We start from the raw sequence: 16299 nt of genomic DNA on the forward strand, positions 1-16299 counted from the left end.
ACATGCCGTTTCGCTATTCCCCCAGCTCACCGCGCCGACACGGCCCCAGACCCTTGGTCGGCGCGCTTACGGTCCGCCGAGCCGAGCCGCGGCGTCGACCCGGATCGTCTCGCCGTTGAGCATCGGATTGTGAATCACGTGCGCCACCAGCTCGGCGAACTCCGCGGGTGCGCCGAGGCGAGCCGGGTGCGGCACACGCGCCAGCGACGCCCGCCGCGCGAAATCGGGCAGCCGGGCGAACATCGGCGTATCGAACATCCCGGGCGCGACGGTGACGACGCGAATCCGCGCGCCCGCGAGATCGCGCGCCGCCGCTAAGGTCATTCCGGCCAGGCCCGCCTTGGACGCCACATAGGACACCATTCCGGCCGGTGCGTCGAAACCTGCGATCGACCCCGTGTTGACGATGACACCGCGCTCACCCGCCACGACCTCGAGCCGGGCCATCCGTTCGGCGGCAAGGCGAATCACGTTGAACGCGCCTACCAGATTGACCTGTACCACCTGCGCGAACTGCTCCAGCGGAAGCGGACCGGAAACGTCCAGCGTCAGCCCGGTGCGATCGATTCCGGCGCAATTGACCACGGCGCGTAGCGAGCCGAGCTCGGCGGCACGATTCAGGGCAGCGGCTACGTCACGTTCCTCGCACACATCGCCGATCACCTCGTGCACCGAATCACCCTGGAGCGCTCCGGGTTCGACAGGTCGGGTATCGAGTACGACCGCGGTCGCGCCCACCTCTGTCAGCCGCCGCACCACGACGAACCCGAGCCCCGACGCACCACCCGCGACGAGAACCACCGAATCTGCGATATCCACGGAACCACCTCACCTGTCGATCGAATCGGCGTGCCGCACCTGGCGGATCGGCGCGATAGGTCGTCCATCGCATGGCCGTCACGCTTCTGTGTCAGCCAACATAGAATGTGCTGTGCAGCCAGTCAATGGTCGATGACCGAGACAGGGCCTAGGCTCGACCCACCGGAATCGGAAGACAGGAAGGACCGCAGTGGCCGATCGACGCGCCGAGACCACCCGTGCGAGCAGGCGGATGCTGATCGACGCCGCCTCCGCGCTGTTCGTCGAAAAGGGCTACCAGCAAACGACTTTCGCCGACGTGGCGCAGCGTTCGGGGATCAGCCGCGGCTCGATTCCGTGGCACTTCGGGAACAAGGAGGGCTTACTCACCGCGGTACTCGACCACGCCGCGGAAGCGCTGCTCGAGGCGTCCGACGCCGCCGACTCCGCGGAGTTACCGCAGGCCTACGACCTTGTAGCGCAGGCCAAGCGATCCTCGATGGCGCGCACGTCACTGCTGTTCGTCACCCTGTATGTGGAAGCGGTGAATCCGGCGTCCCCGATCCACGACAAGTACGTGGCGCTGCACGAACGGCTACGGCAGTCGACGAAGCGGTGGATCGAGCGCTTCGTCCGCCTCCCCGAGACCATGACCGCCGACGGCCTCGCGACGATCCTCGTCGGCGCGGCCATCGGCATCCATGTGCAGAGCGCGATGGCGCCCGACCGGATCGACATCGATCGAGCCATCGACGAACTCGGCGAATTGCTGAAACCGTATGCGGTCGAGGCGAATACGCGGGACTGACGGCCCTACTGCATGGCGAAGCGAAGCAGGGCCTGCTTGTCGCCCTGCTTGATCTTGCCCTTACGGTTCAGAACCTCGAGCTGCCAGGCGTTGCCGTTGCGGAAGGCGCGGGCCACAGCGTTGGCGTTGTCGGTGCCGAGCAGGGAGGGCCAGATGTCGGCGACCTGCTGGCTGCTACCGCCGGAGGCGTCGTACACCTTGAACGAGATGTTGTTCGCCTTCTCGAAGGAGCTGCCCTTCTTGAAGGCAGCCGCCACGAAAACGATAGCGTCGATGCCGCCGGGCACATCGGCGAAGGTGACATGCACCGTCTCGTCGTCACCGCTGGCCGCGCCGGTCTGCGCGTCGCCGGTGTGCAGGACCGCACCGTTGCCCAGCGGATCCAGCGAGTCGAGGCCCGCGAAACGGACCGGCTCACTGCCCTGCATGAGGATCGCGACCAAGTCCAGGTCGACGCCGCGCTTGCGGCGCGCCCAGCCGAGGGCGCCGCCGCTGGTGCCCGCCGAGGGATCCCAGCTCACGCCGACACTCAGCTTGGTGACGCCGGCGAGATCCGCGGCGCCGTCCTCTTTCCGAAGCGTGATCATGGCCCAGTTCCCCTCCTGCCCCGTCCGAGTCTCGGCGGCGGCTTTCGCTCGGGCGCAACGTCCCTGGTGTCGACCACGACCCTACCCATGACTTTCGGCCCCGACAACACGAAACAGACGGGGGTCACGAGTACGTAGGCGGCCGACGGTTCGGGCTGCTGAGCGCGGTGAGTCGAATCATCTGTCGCTCACCGCGATTCGAGCGAACCAGGCCTGGCCGACCGTATTCAGGACAGTTTCCGCAGCAATTCCTGGGCGACACCCGCCGAGGAGGCGGGGTTCTGGCCGGTGATCAGGTTGCGGTCGGCGACCACGTTCGGCGTCCACGGGTCGGCCTCGCGGAAGTCGGCGCCGATCTGCACGAGGCGATCCTGGAGCAGCCACTTCGCCTTCTCGGCGAAACCCGCCTGTGTCTCTTCGGCATTGGTGAAACCGGTCAGGGCGTAACCGGCGAACGCGTTGGTTCCGTCGGGCTTCGTGGCGGCGAGCAGCGCGGCGGGCGCGTGGCACACCACGGCCAACGGCTTGCCGGAATCCAGTGCGGCGGTGAGCAATGCGCCGGAGGTGGCGTCGACGGCGAGGTCTTCCATCGGCCCGTGCCCGCCGGGATAGAACACGGCGTCGTAGTCGGCGAGATCGACATCCGCCAGCGCGACCGGGTCGGCGAGCTCGGGACTCGTGGATACCACCCGTGCCCGGTGCTCCGCGGTCTCCTGGCCGCCGTTGACCTCGGGCGCGAGACTGCCCTGGTCCACGGTGGGGACCACGCCGCCGGGAGTGGCCACCACGATCTGGTGGCCCGCGTCCTTCAGCGCCTCGAAGGGCACGACGAATTCCTCGGCCCAGTATCCGGTCGGATGCTTGGTGTCGTCGACCAACGTCCAGTGGTCGACACCGGTCATTACGAAAAGAATCTTCGCCATACCGCGACGCTAGGCCCGATCCACCGGGCCCCACCAATAGGAATCGGCATGTCAGATATCGAGATTTCGATACCGACACAGTGTTGACATCACGTGATGTCAACAATACCGTCGAGGGGTGCCTGTTTCAACGATGAGACGCGAGGACGGCGGCATGACCACAGCGGCGTACGAGGACCAAGCGCATGCGATTCACGCGCGCGACGTGCGGTTCGATTTCGATTCGGTCCCCATGCACTACATCCCCGGCGAGGTGATGGCGACCCACATCATCAACGTCATGCATCTGGTGCTGCCGGAAGGCGAGCGAGCCATGGCGCAGGCGCTGGCCGAAGCCTTGCCGCTCATCGACGACGAACGCTTGCGCGAGGAGGTGCAGGGGTTCATCGGCCAGGAGAACATGCACGCCAGCTCGCACGAGAAGGCGCGCGAACACCTGGAGTCGATCGGGCTGGACGTCGCCCCGATGGTCGACACTGTGTCCTGGCTGGTGGATCGGGTGCTCGGCGATCACGGCCTCACCGGGCGCGCCAAGCACCAGTGGCTGTGCGAGCGGCTCGCCCTCTTCGCGGGGATGGAGCACTACACCGCCGTCATCGGGGAATGGCTGCTGACCAACGACAAGCTCGAGGCCAAGAACATGCATCCGGCGATGCTCGATCTGATCCGCTGGCACGGCGCGGAGGAGGTGGAGCACCGCAGCGTCGTCTACGACGCGTACATGCACGTCGACGGCGGCTACTTCCGCAAGGCTCGAACCAGCCTGCTGGCGAGCTTCGGCTTGCTCGCGCTGTTCGTGATCTCCGGTGGGTATCTGTTCCACAAGGATCCCGAGCCGGACAAGGGACGGCTCTGGCCGCTGCAACTGCTGAGCGCCTCGGCCCGCGGTGTGATTCCACGGTTCACCACATTCGTCACCGAGATCCCGCGCTATCTGCGGCCGGGTTTCCACCCGTCCCAGCTCGGTCCCATGGACAACGCGATTCGCTACCTGGCGCAGTCGCCCGCGGCCCGCGCGGGTGAGGCGTGAGCGCCGTCGTGACCGGGAACTATCGCCCGCCGCTCCCGGCTCGCGCGATGGCCGGTCTGCTCGACGCCTACAAGCGCGCGTTCACCGCCGAAGCGACGGCCGGACTGCTGTCACGTCCGAATCCGGTGCGACGCACAGGTTTCGACATGGCGCTGCGGATCGACGCCCGTGTCGTCGAGGCCGAGGACGTGGTGAGCCTGTCGCTGCGCTCGCCCACCGGCGCCGAGCTGCCGACCTGGATTCCCGGCGCGCACATCGATGTGTTCCTGCCGTCCGGACGTCAGCGCCAGTACTCGCTGACCGGCGACCCGGCGAGCCGGGTGCAGTACCGAATCGCGGTGCGCCGCATCGCCGATGGCGACGGCGGTTCCCGCGAGCTGCACGAACTCCGGGAAGGCGACTTGCTGCGGATACGCGGGCCGCGCAACGCGTTCACCTTCGTCAACGCGCCCGCGTACCTGTTCGTCGCGGGCGGGATCGGCATCACCCCGATCCTGCCGATGGTCACCGAGTGCGCGCACCGCGGTCTGCCGTGGCGGTTGATCTACCTCGGCCGATCGCGGGCGAGCATGCCGTTTCTCGGCGAGCTCGAACGCTGCCGCGGCGGCCGCCTCGAGGTGCGGCCGGACGACGAGTTCGGCGTCCCCGTTCTCGACGCCCTGATGACCGAGGCGCCGCGCGGCGCCGCCGTGTACGTCTGCGGGCCACCGCCGCTGATGGAATCCGCGCGACGCGTGCTCTCCGCCACCGACCCGACCGCCTCGGTGCACACCGAACGGTTCTCGCCGCTACCCGTCCACAACGGGCAACCGTTCCGAATCGCGTTGCGGCGCAGTGGGACGACGGTCGATGTCGGCGCCGACGAATCCGCGCTGTCCGCCATCCGGCGCGTCCTGCCCGGCACGGCGTTCTCGTGCAGGCAGGGCTTCTGCGGCACCTGCAAGACGCGGGTGCTCGGTGGCGAGATCGACCACCGTGACCGGCTTCTCACGGATTCCGAGCGGGATTCCGCCATGCTCACCTGCGTTTCGCGCGCGCTCGGGGACGAACTCGTCCTCGATCTCTGACCACGGGCAACGGCGCCCGTTTCGGAAAGGAAGACCCTTCATGGCCGCACCCAGCGGAACAGACCCCGAGCACCGCGCGATCGTCGTGATCGGCGCGGGCATCGCGGGCATCGGCCTCGCCGTCAAGCTGCGCGAAGCGGGCTTCGACGACTTCGTCCTGCTCGAGCGCGCGAGCGAGCTGGGTGGCACCTGGCAGGCCAACACCTACCCGGGCTGCGCCTGCGATGTGCCCTCGCACCTGTACTCGTATTCGTTCGCGCCGAATCCGAACTGGTCGCGCACCTACGGAACCCAGCCGGAGATTCTCGACTACTTGCGCTCGGTGGCCGAGCGCCACGATGTGGTGCGGCACATGCGATTCGACACTCCGCTGGTCCGCGCGGAGTGGGACGAGGCCGCGCTGCGCTGGCATATCGAGACGGAACGGGGCGAGCTCACGGCCGAAGTGCTGATCTCGGCCGTCGGCCCGTTCAGCGAGGCCAAGATTCCGGACTTTCCCGGTATCGGCGATTTCGAAGGCGCGCAGTTCCATTCGCTGCACTGGGATCACGAACACGATCTCACCGGCGAGCGCGTGGCCGTGATCGGGACGGGCGCGTCCGCCGTGCAGTTCGTTCCGGAGATTCAGCCGATCGTGCGGCGGCTCACGGTGTTCCAGCGCTCGGCGCCGTGGATCGTCTCCCGGATGGACCGGCGGACACATGCCGTCGAGCGGGCGCTGCTGCGACGAATGCCGGTGCTCGGCAAGGCGATCCGCGGCGCGTACTTCGCGGGCATCGAGAGCTTCGGGCTCGTCGGTTTCGTGGACCGGCGGTTCCGGCACCCGTTCCAGGCGCTGTCGCGGTGGCAGCTGCACCGGCAGGTCAGCGATCCCGCATTGCGCGAGAAGCTGACTCCCGACTACATGATCGGCTGCAAGCGCGCCATCTTCTCCGACGCGTACTATCCGGCGCTCACCCGGGACAACGTGGAGGTGGTGACCGAGCGCATCGCGGAGATCCGGCCGCACTCGATCGTCACCGACACGGGCGCGGAATACCCGGTCGACACCATCGTGTGGGGCACCGGTTTCGGTTCGCTGCCGCAGTTGTACGAGCGGATCGTCGGCAAGGACGGCCGGTCGATCGCCGAGGCGTACCGGGATCGTCCCGGCAGCTATCTCGGGGCGGCCGCCGCCGGGTTCCCGAACATGTTCTGCACGCTGGGGCCGTTCGGCGCGGCAGGGAATCAGTCGGCCATCTACATGATCGAGGGGCAGATCGGTTACATTGTCGACGCGCTGAAGACGATGCGCGACAAGGGTATCCGGCGCGTCGAGGTGCGTCCGGGCGTGCAGCGGTCCTTCCTGAACGAGATGGAGGAACGCAGCAGGGAGACCGTCTGGTTGAAGGGCGGCTGCGACAGCTACTACACCACCGCCGACGGTCGCAACGCCGGTCTGTATCCGGACTGGAGCTTCCAGTATCGGCGTCGCGTCGCCGAATTCGACGCCGAGTCCTACGAATCGAGTCTGCGATGAGCGCGAACACCTTCCATACCGTGCGACAGCTGTTGCGCGCGGTTCCCGCCGCGTTGGCGGGTGATCAAGGGCAGTACGACGTCGCGGGCAAGGTCGTGGTGATCACGGGCGGCGCGACCGGCATCGGGTTCGCCCTCGCCCGGCTGCTGCGCGAGCGGGGCGCGCGGCTCGCGCTGGTCGACATCGACGGCGCGGCGGCCACCGCCGCCGCGGCACGTCTCGGTGGGCGCGCGATCGGCGTGCGGGCCGACGTGGCGGATCGCGCGGACATGCGGGACGCGATCGGCCGGGTGCGCGAGCATTTCGGCGGCATCGACGTCGTCGTGGCCAACGCGGGCATCGTGCCGAAACCGTCGAGCATCCGGCTGATGGATCCGGCGGACTTCGACCGCGTCCTGGCCGTGAACCTGACCGGCGTCTTCAACACCGTCCACCCCGCTCTCGACGACATCGTCGCCGCGCGCGGGCACGTGGTCGTCGTGTCGTCCTGCGCAGCGTTCGCGCCGGGGATGGGTGGTTCGCCGTACATGGTGAGCAAGGCGGGCGTCGAGCAGTTCGGCAGGGCGCTGCGCGTCGAGCTCGCCGCCTCGGGCGCGACCGCGGGCGTCGCGTATTTCGGCGTCGTCGATACCGCGATGACCCACGGCACGCTCGATGACGACGACATGGGCGCGGAATTCGGCGACCTGCTGCCGTGGCCGCTGAACAAGCGGATCAGCGCCGCCGAGGCCGCCGCGTCCCTCGCCGACGGCATCGCCAGGCGCGCGCCGCGCACGATAGCGCCCGCGGGCTGGGAGCCGTACGCCATGCTGCGCGGCGCGTTGAACGTGGTTCTCGATCAGCAGCTCAGCGCCGACGAGCGGGTGCGCTCGCTGACGAACCGCCTGGAACAGCGCATTCGGTCGGAACGGAATCCCAACCCGACCTGACTGCCTCGACCACACGGTTGTGAACTGACTCATAGTTAATTTACTATCGGGTCAATTCGAATCGTGGAGAGGACGCGGATGGCGACGCGATCGTGGTGGGGCTGGGGAACCGTGGCGGGCGCCGTGATCGGCGAGGAGCGGGCGGCGTTGACGCGCCGGGTGGCGGCGCTGCTGCCCGGCGCGGACCTCACCGTGCACGAGGCGCCCGATCCGTCCTCGCTGGAACTGCCCGCACCGCGGGTGCGGGTGCCGGACGCGTTGGCGCCCTTGGCCTCCGAGGATCCGGTCGACCGCGTGACGCACTCGCACGGACAGGCCTTCCGCGACGTGGTGCGCAACCTCCTCGGCCGCGTCGACCACGTGGTCGATCAGGTCGTGCGCCCGCGCACCGAGCGGGACGTGATCGACGTCCTCGACTGGTGCACCGACGCCGGGGTGGCGGCGATTCCGTTCGGCGGCGGCACGTCGGTGGTCGGCGGCGTCGAACCTCGTTGCGCCGCTGAATATCCCGCGACAGTGGCGGTGGATCTGAGCGGTCTGAACCAAGTGCTGGAGATCGACCGCACGAGCCGAGCCGCGCGCGTCCAGGCGGGTATCCTCGGGCCCGCCTTGGAAGACGCCCTGCGCCAACACGATCTGACGCTGCGCCACTTCCCGCAGTCGTTCGAGTTCTCCAGCCTCGGCGGCTGGCTGGCCACCCGCGCGGGCGGGCACTACGCGACCGTCTACACCCACATCGACGACCTGGTCGAGTCCATGCGGGTCGTCACACCGATCGGCGTCAGCGAATCGCGCAGACTGCCGGGGTCCGGCGCGGGGCCGTCGCCGGACCGGATGTTCCTGGGCTCCGAGGGCACGCTCGGCGTGATCACCGAGGCGTGGATGCGGTTGCAGGACCGGCCGCGCTGGCGGGCGGGCGCGTCGGTGGTCTTCGACGACTACGCCCAGGCGGTCGCCGCGACGAGGACCATCGCCCAATCCGGCTTGTTCCCGACGAACTGCCGGTTGCTCGATCCGGTGGAGGCGTTCCTCAACGCCGGAACCAGTTCCGCGGGCGGCGTTCTGGTGCTCGGCTTCGAGTCGGCGGATCAGCCCGTCGACGAGCCGATGCGATGGGCGGTGCGGATCTGCCGCGATCACGGCGGCCGGTTCCCCGACGGGGTGCGCAGCACAGACGCGGCCGAGCGGAAGGCGAGCGGCGGCGCGTCGGACACCTGGCGTTCCTCTTTTTTGCGCATGCCCTACCAGCGCGACGCCCTCGCGGCGCAGTCCATGATCGTGGAGACCTTCGAAACCGCTTGCACCTGGGACCGTTTCGACGATCTGCGGGCGGCGGTGCTGCGAGCGGCGACCTCCGCCTTCGAGACGCTCGGCGTGCCGGGAGTGGTCAGCTGCCGGTTCACCCACGTCTATCCGGACGGCCCCGCACCGTATTTCGGCATCTACGCCGCGGGTCGCTGGGGGCGGACCGTGGAGCAGTGGGACGAGATCAAAGCGACGGTCTCGGAGGCGCTGGCGACAGCGGGCGGCACCATCACCCACCATCACGCGGTCGGCCGCGACCATCGGCCGTGGTACGACCGGCAGCGCCCGGAGCCGTTCGCCGCCGCACTGCGCGCGGCGAAGTCGACGCTCGACCCGGCCGGGATCCTCAACCCCGGCGTGCTGATCGATCCGATCGCGCGTGGTGGCGCATGACGCTGAGCAAGGCGGGCACCAAAGGCGTGCCACGGGAACGGCGCGAGCAGCAGATCCTCGATATCGCCACCGTGGAATTCGGCGACCGCGGCTACGCGAAGGCCTCGGTCGCCGATATCGCGGCCGCGGCCGGTGTGTCGAAACCGTTGATCTACAACTACTTCGAGTCCCGCGACGGTCTGCACGCCGCCTGCGTACGCCGCGCGGGCGACGGGCTGGTCGCGGCGGTGTCCGCGGCACAGGCCGTTTCGGGAGCGGAGGGCAAGGCTCTGGCCACACTGGCCGCGATCTTCACCGCCATCGACGGGCGGGTGCAGAACTGGAAGATCATCTACGACAGCACGTTGCCCGCCGGTGGTCCGGCGGCCGAGCTGGCGCGCGGCTATCAGAAAGCCTTGAACGCCATGGGCGCCGAGGGGTCGGCTCAGGTGCTCGCCGATGCCGCGGTGACCGACCCGGAGGATCACTCGCTGCTGCTGGCGATCTGGTTCAGCATCGTGTCCACCGTCGTCTCGTGGTGGGGCGAGCACCCGCACCACTCCCCCGACGAGATGACGGCGCGCTGTGTGCGCCTGTTCGAAGCCCTTCGCGCACCGGCGAATCCGCGCGGCTGACTCGCGCGGATTCGCCGGGTTCGCTACTTGTCCGGCCAGGTGCCCGTCAGGCGCTGGTATCCCGTCGCGCCCGCGCGATCCACGGCGGCCTTGACCAAGCCGAAGATGGCGCCCTGCAAGGCGGCGGCGACGAGCACTTCGCGCCAGCCGTATTCGCGCGCCGTGGCGCTCGGCGCTTGCTCCTCGCCGCTGACCCGGCGCCACACCTGGGTGAACACCGTGTTGGCCGCGACGCCGCCGAGCACGCCGACGATCATGCCGAGGGGTTTGTAGAGCGTCGTCATGCCCGCCTCCGCCGCATCCACCAGAACAACACCACACCGGCGACCGCGGCCGCCGCGATCGGCGCGGGCCGCATGCGGGCCGCGCCCACCAGCTGCTTGCCCTTGTGAATCACCGGTTCCGGCACTTTGGCGGCGCGGTCGACCAGATGCCCGGCCTGGGCGCGCGCCTGTTCCGCGGTCTCGTGCGCGGCCTGCTTGGCGTCCGCGACCCGGTGACGCGCCGCGTCCGCGGTCTCGTGCGCGTGCTGCTTGGCGTCCGCGACCCGGTGGCGCGCCGCGTCCGCGGTCTCGTGCGCCTTGTCCTCCACGCGGCCGGGAATGTCGAACTTGCCGGTCAGCTCCGCGACCGTTTCGCCGAGTTGCTGCCGCGCCTGGTCTCGATCCCGGCGCAGGGCCTCGGATCCGTTCGGAATGTTCGGTCGCCCGACATCGCTCATCGTCGGCTCCTCTTCTGCACGGCCTCGATATCGTCGCGGACGCCTTCGATGGCCTCGCTCGGCACCGGCGGCGCGGCCTCGGTGACCGTCCTCTTGCCGACCAACGCCAGCACGCCGCCGAGGGCGAGCAGTGCCACGCCGACGATCAGCGCCGCCGCCCAATCCGGCAGCGGGATCGCCAACGCCAGCACCGCGGCCGCGATCAAGGCCGCGCCGCCGTAGAACGCCAGCAGGCTGCCCGCCCCCGCGAGGCCGGCGCCCTTGGCGATGCCCTTCGTCTTGTCCTGCATCTCCAGCCGGGCCAATTGCATTTCGTCGCGAACCAGCCGCGTGAGTTGCGTGGTCGCATCGTCGACGAGTTCGGCGACCGAACGCGTATCCGGTGCGGGTCGCGCTTGCGACGCCACGGGCCGCGCGTCTGTCGTATGGGTCATGTGCCTCTCACCTCCCGTTCGGTGGCCGGTTACCCGGCGAAACGCAGGTGAAACGGTGCGCGCGCACGCTATGACGCGCGCACCGGCTCCCGCGAGACGAGCGCGCGGATCCGGCTGCGCCCCCAGGCGATTACATCGGGCCCGCCGCGCAGGCACCACAGGGCGATGACGGGATCGCAGAGGGCGCAGCCGAGGGACGAGTCGTGCAGGAAGGGGACTATCGGATTGCCCTGGAGGTGGTGCAGGAAGTCCCACGCGGTGTGCAGCAACCAGGCGATGCCGATGAACGTCCACGACCGCAGACCGCGGTAGGCGCAGTAGGTCACGACCGCCGTGAACGCGAACTCCCACGCGGCGAACCCGCCGCCGCTGAGATACGCCGCGCCCGCGCCCGCGACCATGATGGCGTTGAAGTGGCGGCGATGGGGTTCGTGGATCAGGGACATCAGCGTGATGTAGACGACGCCGACGAGCAGCGGGGCGAGGTAGGTCATGGTGGGACGACTCCTGGGCGAGCGAACGAGGTCGCCACCGAAGTTAGGCAATCGGTCCCGCGCCGCCCAGTGACATTCAGGCCACACACCAACGGAAAATCGCCACCAGCCGATGAGCTCGTTCGTCCCGGCATTCAGCCATGTCGGAACCGGTGGCGGCAAACCGTTGCTCAGCTAAGTTGTAGCCATGCATGTGGTCGCCGTCCTCGCCTTGGACCGGGTGATCCCCTTCGACCTGTCCACCCCGATCGAGGTCTTCACCAGGACGAGGCTGCCGGACGGGCGCCCCGGGTATCAGGTCCGGGTCTGCGCCGAGCGGCCCGAGGTCGACGCGGGCGCGTTCACCCTGCGGGCGCCGTGGGGGCTGGAGGGGTTGTCCGGCGCCGACACCGTGATCGTTCCCGGCGTCGCCGACCCCACCGGGCCGCTCTCGCCCGCGATCGCCGACGCCGTGCGGACGGCCGCCGCCGCGGGCACCCGGATCGCTTCCATCTGCACGGGCACCTTCCCGCTCGCCGCCACCGGAGTGCTGAGCGGGCTGCGGGCGACCACGCATTGGCTCGCTGCCGACACGCTCGCGGCGAGCCACCCCGACATCGCAGTCGATCCCGATGTCCTCTATGTCGACAACGGCCAGTTCCTCACCTCCGCGGGCGCGGCCGCCGGGCTCGACCTGTGCCTGCACCTGATCCGGCGCGACTACGGTTCGGCCGTCGCCGCCGACGCGGCACGGCTGTCGGTCATGCCGCTGGAGCGCGAAGGCGGGCAGGCCCAATTCATCATCCAGTCGTTCCCCCCGACCCCGCGCGGCTCGGCGTTGGAACCGCTGCTGACGTGGTTGCAGGACAACCTCTCTCGCAACCTCACCCTCGCCGACATCGCCGCCGAGGCCGGAACGAGCACCCGCACGCTGCTGCGGCAGTTCCGCGAGCAGACCGGGACCACACCGTTGCAATGGCTGCACCGCGCCCGCGTACACCGGGCCCAGCACCTGTTGGAGACCACCGACCACACCGTCGAACGGATCGGCGCCCAAGTCGGTTTCGGCTCGCCCACCGCCTTCCGCGAACGCTTCAAGCGCACCGCCGGCGTCAGTCCGGACACCTACCGGCGCGCCTTTCGCTGAGGAAAGCCGAACGGCCGCACCGAAAGTGGTGCGGCCGATCAGGTTGGCCCGGGTCAGCTCTTCGGGCTGCCCAGGCAGAAGGTTGTCTTGGGCTCGGACAAGGTGAGGAACTTGTCGGCGTCCTCGCCGCACAGGTTCTCGTCGGCCTGGCCGTCGATGCGCTGCACGACCTTGAAGCTGGCCTCCGCGGCGGTGCAGGCCACGTACTTGTAGCCGGTCATCATGCTCTCGTTGTAGCAGAGGCCCTGCTTGAAGTTCGGGGCCAGGCACAGGAACGCGGTGGTGCCGCCGTTGAGGGTCTCCTCGTAGGAGGTGTAGTCCTCGTGGCATTCGGTCTTGTCGTCGAAGACCTGCACGACCTTGTACACGGCCTGGTCCGATGAGCAGTCCACCGGCTCCGTCTTCGAGTCGATCATCGACCCCTCGATGACGTTGATGCAGTCGCCCACGTTCGCGCGGGCGGTGTCGGACTTCCCGGCATCCTGGACCATGTCGGCGCCCTTCTCGACCGCCGAACAGCCGAGCGCGCCCAACGCGGCCACGGTGGCGAGCACCAGCGGCAGCCGCGTGCGGATGCCAGAACCAACGAATCTCATTCGTGTCACTTTCTCGTCGATGCGAAGGCGGCCGACCGGAGTACCCCTCGTGGCGCCGAACTCCGGCCGTCGCCGTGCCCTTCGGCGCATCCCCCGGAGGGTCGCGATCGGCCTCGAACACCCAATCGCACAATCGCGCGGTCAGCATCCGGGAAAACACGGGATTCCCCCGTGGCGGCACGGCACCGGTTAAGCTCGCCCGGGGTTGTTTCGCGGCAGGTTTGCCGGAAGTCGGCGGAGGATCATGGTCGAGCGCGCATTCGTGGGACGCCGCGCCGAGCTCGCCGCGCTCGCCGCCGCCCTGGAATCGCCCGATGGGCCATGGGTGCTGCTGGTCGACGGTCAGGCGGGTATCGGCAAATCCCGGTTGCTCGCGGCGCTGGCCCCGTTTGCCACCCGCCGCGGCTGGCGGGTGCTCGCGGTGACCGCCACCGAGGACGAGCAGCCGCAACCGCTGCACGTCGTTCACGATGTGCTGGAACGGCTCGCCGACGCGGGTGCGGACCTGACCGACGTGCCGCCCGACGGCGACGCCAACCGGCTCGGCCGGGCGTTACGCGGGCACCTCGCGGCGACCGGCACACTGCTCGTCATCGATGACGCGCACTGGCTCGACGCCGAATCCGTCCGCGTGTTGACCTACCTCGTCCGCAACCGCCCCGCGCCGACTTTCCGCCTCCTGCTCGCCTATCGCTCCGGCCAGTGTCCGGTGGCGCTCACCCGGGTGCTGACCGCGACCGGCGCCGCGACCCGCTCGGTGCGGGTGCCGCCCTTCACCGGCACCGAGGTCGCCGCCCTGCTGCCGGACGTGACCGCCGCGCGTCGCGTTCGGCTACTCGCGGCCTCCCACGGCAATCCGCTCTACCTGCTGTTGCTCGCCGACCTCCCGGATCACGAAGTGGAGCGGGCGATCAGCGGCGAGGACCCGGCCGAGTGCGACTACCCCGGTCTGGATCGCACGCTGCGCGCCGAACTCGCGCAGCTGCCGGATCGGGAACGACTCGTCGCGCAGGCGATCGCCTTGTGCGGCGCGCACGCCGATCTCGAGATGCTGTGCGCCACAGCCGAATTGCCGATCGACGCGGTCACCGCCGCGCTCGACGAACTGAGCAGGCGGGCGCTGGTCGAGGTCACCGGCTCGTCGGTGACGTTCGGCCATCCACTGATCCGCACGGCCGCACATCGGCTGGCGGGCGCGGGCTGGCGGGCCGCCGCGCACCGCAGGGCGGCGGTGCTGCTCCGGCAACGGGGCGCAGCCCTGCGCGCCCTCGCCCGCCACCTCGAGCTCGGCCTGCTCGGCATCGATCCGGTCGCGGCGGCGGAGCTGAAAGGCGCAGCGGCGCAGGTGTTGCCGAGTTCGCCCGCCACCAGCGCGCGGTGGATCGCCGCCGCCCTGCGCGCGGCCCCGGGCGCGCAGCCCGAACCGCCCGAGGACAGGCTGCTGCTCGGACGCGCGCTCCTACTGTCGGGCGCGGGTGCGCGGGCCAGGGAGGCGCTGGAACCGCTGACCGCTCGCCCGGGCGCGTATCAGCTGGAGGCGCTGCTGCTTTCGGCGCGCTGCGAACGCATGCTCGGCCGGGTCGACTTGGCGCGGGCCCTGCTCGCAGCGGCCGCCGAGTTGCCGCTGCTGCCCGGCGACGGGCCCGTCCAGCTGGAGCTGGCCATCCTGGAGTTGCAGGACCATCAGGACGTCGAGGGACGGGCGCGGCTGGACGCGCTGTTCGCCTCCGACGCGATCACCGACCCTGCGGTGGGCGCGGCCGCGACCGCGTTGCGCTGCCTCGGCGCGGTGGCCGAACTGCGTATCGGAGCGGCGCGCGCGGGTTTCGAGCAGGCCGACCTGGCATTCGAGCGTCTCGACGACGACCGGCTGCGCGAAGTGGTGCACGCGACGCCCGCGCTGGGCTGGGCGGCGTACTTCCTCGACACGCACGCGAGAGGTTTGGCGCATCTGGACCGCGCGGTGCAGGTCAGCCGCCGCTTCGGGCGCAGCTACGCGCTGGCCGAACTGCACACGGTGCGCGCCTATTGCCTGATGAAGCACGGCCGCGTCGGCGAGGCGCTGGCCGCCGCCGAGGACGCCGACGACATGGCGCGGCGGTTCGGCTACGGCGATCTGATCCCGTTCGCCGGTGCGCTGAAACTCCGTGCGCTGCAATTGACCGCGGCGCGCGAGGACGTGCTGCGGCAGTGGACGATTCTCGCCGACCAGCCGCGACCGGTGATGCGTTGGTGGCGGCAGGTGGTGGAGATGACGGTGCACGAGGTGGGTGTCCGGCTCGGCGTGATCGAACCTGGCGTCCCACCTGTGACCGACAACCGGCCGGGGCCCATGCAGCCGACCCAGCTGGCGCGGTACGCGAATCTGGCGCTGGGCGGCGGGGATCACGCCGCGGCGGACGAGCTGGTCAGCCGGGCCGAAGCGGCGGCCGCCCACCTGGGGCTGCCGAGTCAGCTGGCGGCCGCTTCGTCGGCTCGCGCCGAATACTGCTGCGCGACGGATGATCTCGACTCGGCGGAAGCCGCGGTCACGGCCTGCCTCGGGTGGTTCGATCGGGCCGATATGCCGGTCGACCGCGCGCAAGCGGTGCTGCTCGCCGCGCAGATCGCCGGGCGCCGCGGCGATTTCGCCGTCGCCACCCGGCGCTTGGTCGCCGCGCGCGAGACGTTCGCGGCCGCGGGGGCGACCCAGCTGGTAGTCGCGACGACCTCGCTGCAGCGCCGCCTCGCCGGTGGCCGCACCCCCGGCGGCGCGACGGCGCTGACGGCGCGCGAGCGCGAGGTCGCCGAACTGGCCGCGCGCGGCCACCCGAACAAGGAGATCGCCCAGCGGCTCTACCTCAGCCCACGCACCGTCGAGGACCACCTCAGCCGCATCCTGCGCAAGCTCGACCTGAGCGGCCGCGCGGGCATCGCCCACAAGCTCGGCGAGCTGGATCGCGAATTGAGCTAGGC

The 16299-nt window shown here is 69.7% G+C and carries 17 protein-coding genes; 9 read left to right on the forward strand and 8 right to left on the reverse strand.

The features are described 5' to 3' along the window. Nucleotides 1-66: 66 nt before the first annotated feature. Nucleotides 67-819 carry an SDR family NAD(P)-dependent oxidoreductase gene (locus tag AB0H49_RS20830; RefSeq protein ID WP_357253666.1) on the reverse strand — a complete coding sequence of 251 codons (753 nt, stop codon included), beginning with the start codon at nt 817-819 and terminating at the stop codon, nt 67-69. A 190-nt stretch (nt 820-1009) separates the two neighbouring features. Between AB0H49_RS20830 and AB0H49_RS20835 the strand changes: the two genes are divergently transcribed. Then, nucleotides 1010-1606 carry a TetR/AcrR family transcriptional regulator gene (locus AB0H49_RS20835; RefSeq protein ID WP_354999387.1) on the forward strand — a complete coding sequence of 199 codons (597 nt, stop codon included), beginning with the start codon at nt 1010-1012 and terminating at the stop codon, nt 1604-1606. A gap of 5 nt (nt 1607-1611) precedes the next feature. Here the strand turns inward: AB0H49_RS20835 and AB0H49_RS20840 are convergent, their stop codons facing one another. Both AB0H49_RS20840 and AB0H49_RS20845 read right to left on the reverse strand, forming a co-directional pair. Next, nucleotides 1612-2193 (reverse strand): TerD family protein, encoded by a 582-nt coding sequence (locus AB0H49_RS20840; protein ID WP_354999386.1) that lies wholly within the window; start codon nt 2191-2193, stop codon nt 1612-1614. 227 nt (nt 2194-2420) lie between these two features. Then, nucleotides 2421-3116 carry a type 1 glutamine amidotransferase domain-containing protein gene (locus AB0H49_RS20845; RefSeq protein ID WP_357253668.1) on the reverse strand — a complete coding sequence of 232 codons (696 nt, stop codon included), beginning with the start codon at nt 3114-3116 and terminating at the stop codon, nt 2421-2423. A 154-nt stretch (nt 3117-3270) separates the two neighbouring features. Here AB0H49_RS20845 and AB0H49_RS20850 point away from each other — a divergent pair, with 154 nt between their 5' ends. The 6 genes from AB0H49_RS20850 (at nt 3271) to AB0H49_RS20875 (ending at nt 9973) form a co-directional block, all read left to right on the forward strand. After that, nucleotides 3271-4146, forward strand: a complete 876-nt coding sequence (locus AB0H49_RS20850; protein WP_357253670.1) for a metal-dependent hydrolase — start codon at nt 3271-3273, stop codon at nt 4144-4146. Between the two features lie 47 nt (nt 4147-4193). Next, the gene (locus tag AB0H49_RS20855; protein WP_357253837.1) at nt 4194-5213 is read left to right on the forward strand and encodes a PDR/VanB family oxidoreductase; all 1020 of its coding nucleotides are present in this window, start codon (nt 4194-4196) and stop codon (nt 5211-5213) included. Between the two features lie 40 nt (nt 5214-5253). Further along, complete coding sequence (locus AB0H49_RS20860) at nt 5254-6732, forward strand: NAD(P)/FAD-dependent oxidoreductase (protein WP_357253671.1); 1479 nt, start codon at nt 5254-5256, stop codon at nt 6730-6732. Continuing rightward, nucleotides 6729-7661 carry a short-chain dehydrogenase/reductase gene (locus AB0H49_RS20865; RefSeq protein ID WP_357253673.1) on the forward strand — a complete coding sequence of 311 codons (933 nt, stop codon included), beginning with the start codon at nt 6729-6731 and terminating at the stop codon, nt 7659-7661. The genes AB0H49_RS20860 and AB0H49_RS20865 overlap by 4 nt, the downstream gene beginning before the upstream one ends. A gap of 78 nt (nt 7662-7739) precedes the next feature. Further along, the gene (locus AB0H49_RS20870; protein WP_357253675.1) at nt 7740-9359 is read left to right on the forward strand and encodes an FAD-binding oxidoreductase; all 1620 of its coding nucleotides are present in this window, start codon (nt 7740-7742) and stop codon (nt 9357-9359) included. Continuing rightward, nucleotides 9356-9973 carry a TetR/AcrR family transcriptional regulator gene (locus AB0H49_RS20875; protein ID WP_354999380.1) on the forward strand — a complete coding sequence of 206 codons (618 nt, stop codon included), beginning with the start codon at nt 9356-9358 and terminating at the stop codon, nt 9971-9973. Before AB0H49_RS20870 ends, AB0H49_RS20875 begins: the two co-directional genes overlap by 4 nt. 23 nt (nt 9974-9996) lie before the next feature. On the opposite strand, the gene AB0H49_RS20880 is transcribed toward AB0H49_RS20875, so the two are convergent. The 4 genes from AB0H49_RS20880 to AB0H49_RS20895 all read right to left on the reverse strand — a co-directional run bounded on the left by AB0H49_RS20880 (nt 9997) and on the right by AB0H49_RS20895 (nt 11622). Continuing rightward, complete coding sequence (locus tag AB0H49_RS20880; RefSeq protein WP_354999379.1) at nt 9997-10257, reverse strand: DUF4235 domain-containing protein; 261 nt, start codon at nt 10255-10257, stop codon at nt 9997-9999. Then, a complete protein-coding gene (locus AB0H49_RS20885) occupies nt 10254-10694 on the reverse strand; it encodes a DUF3618 domain-containing protein (protein WP_357253677.1) in 441 nt (146 codons plus the stop codon). The genes AB0H49_RS20880 and AB0H49_RS20885 overlap by 4 nt, the downstream gene beginning before the upstream one ends. Then, nucleotides 10691-11128 (reverse strand): phage holin family protein, encoded by a 438-nt coding sequence (locus tag AB0H49_RS20890; RefSeq protein ID WP_354999377.1) that lies wholly within the window; start codon nt 11126-11128, stop codon nt 10691-10693. Before AB0H49_RS20890 ends, AB0H49_RS20885 begins: the two co-directional genes overlap by 4 nt. 68 nt (nt 11129-11196) lie before the next feature. Next, nucleotides 11197-11622: a DUF6010 family protein gene (locus tag AB0H49_RS20895; RefSeq protein ID WP_357253679.1), complete on the reverse strand. Its 426-nt coding sequence runs from the start codon at nt 11620-11622 to the stop codon at nt 11197-11199. Nucleotides 11623-11809: 187 nt separating this feature from the next. Between AB0H49_RS20895 and AB0H49_RS20900 the strand changes: the two genes are divergently transcribed. Next, nucleotides 11810-12748, forward strand: coding sequence for a helix-turn-helix domain-containing protein (locus AB0H49_RS20900; RefSeq protein WP_357253681.1), 939 nt, complete (start codon nt 11810-11812; stop codon nt 12746-12748). A 53-nt stretch (nt 12749-12801) separates the two neighbouring features. On the opposite strand, the gene AB0H49_RS20905 is transcribed toward AB0H49_RS20900, so the two are convergent. Next, the gene (locus AB0H49_RS20905) at nt 12802-13344 is read right to left on the reverse strand and encodes a hypothetical protein (RefSeq protein WP_354999374.1); all 543 of its coding nucleotides are present in this window, start codon (nt 13342-13344) and stop codon (nt 12802-12804) included. Between the two features lie 244 nt (nt 13345-13588). On the opposite strand from AB0H49_RS20905, the gene AB0H49_RS20910 reads away from it, so the two are divergent. Next, on the forward strand, nt 13589-16297 hold the full coding sequence (locus tag AB0H49_RS20910; RefSeq protein WP_357253683.1) for an AAA family ATPase: 2709 nt from the start codon (nt 13589-13591) through the stop codon (nt 16295-16297). Nucleotides 16298-16299 lie beyond the last annotated feature (2 nt).

This window comes from Nocardia sp. NPDC050713 (assembly GCF_040654315.1).
Classification (GTDB): Bacteria; Actinomycetota; Actinomycetes; order Mycobacteriales; family Mycobacteriaceae; genus Nocardia.

What these genes read in the sequence shown, in the direction of transcription:
- AB0H49_RS20840 (WP_354999386.1), bottom strand. Translation starts at nt 2,193, where the DNA reads ATGATCACGCTTCGGAAAGAGGACGGCGCCGCGGATCTCGCCGGCGTC.
- AB0H49_RS20845 (WP_357253668.1), bottom strand. Translation starts at nt 3,116, where the DNA reads ATGGCGAAGATTCTTTTCGTAATGACCGGTGTCGACCACTGGACGTTG.
- AB0H49_RS20850 (WP_357253670.1), top strand. Translation starts at nt 3,271, where the DNA reads ATGACCACAGCGGCGTACGAGGACCAAGCGCATGCGATTCACGCGCGC.
- AB0H49_RS20855 (WP_357253837.1), top strand. Translation starts at nt 4,194, where the DNA reads ATGGCCGGTCTGCTCGACGCCTACAAGCGCGCGTTCACCGCCGAAGCG.
- AB0H49_RS20860 (WP_357253671.1), top strand. Translation starts at nt 5,254, where the DNA reads ATGGCCGCACCCAGCGGAACAGACCCCGAGCACCGCGCGATCGTCGTG.
- AB0H49_RS20865 (WP_357253673.1), top strand. Translation starts at nt 6,729, where the DNA reads ATGAGCGCGAACACCTTCCATACCGTGCGACAGCTGTTGCGCGCGGTT.
- AB0H49_RS20870 (WP_357253675.1), top strand. Translation starts at nt 7,740, where the DNA reads ATGGCGACGCGATCGTGGTGGGGCTGGGGAACCGTGGCGGGCGCCGTG.
- AB0H49_RS20875 (WP_354999380.1), top strand. Translation starts at nt 9,356, where the DNA reads ATGACGCTGAGCAAGGCGGGCACCAAAGGCGTGCCACGGGAACGGCGC.
- AB0H49_RS20880 (WP_354999379.1), bottom strand. Translation starts at nt 10,257, where the DNA reads ATGACGACGCTCTACAAACCCCTCGGCATGATCGTCGGCGTGCTCGGC.
- AB0H49_RS20885 (WP_357253677.1), bottom strand. Translation starts at nt 10,694, where the DNA reads ATGAGCGATGTCGGGCGACCGAACATTCCGAACGGATCCGAGGCCCTG.
- AB0H49_RS20890 (WP_354999377.1), bottom strand. Translation starts at nt 11,128, where the DNA reads ATGACCCATACGACAGACGCGCGGCCCGTGGCGTCGCAAGCGCGACCC.
- AB0H49_RS20895 (WP_357253679.1), bottom strand. Translation starts at nt 11,622, where the DNA reads ATGACCTACCTCGCCCCGCTGCTCGTCGGCGTCGTCTACATCACGCTG.
- AB0H49_RS20900 (WP_357253681.1), top strand. Translation starts at nt 11,810, where the DNA reads ATGCATGTGGTCGCCGTCCTCGCCTTGGACCGGGTGATCCCCTTCGAC.
- AB0H49_RS20905 (WP_354999374.1), bottom strand. Translation starts at nt 13,344, where the DNA reads ATGAGATTCGTTGGTTCTGGCATCCGCACGCGGCTGCCGCTGGTGCTC.
- AB0H49_RS20910 (WP_357253683.1), top strand. Translation starts at nt 13,589, where the DNA reads ATGGTCGAGCGCGCATTCGTGGGACGCCGCGCCGAGCTCGCCGCGCTC.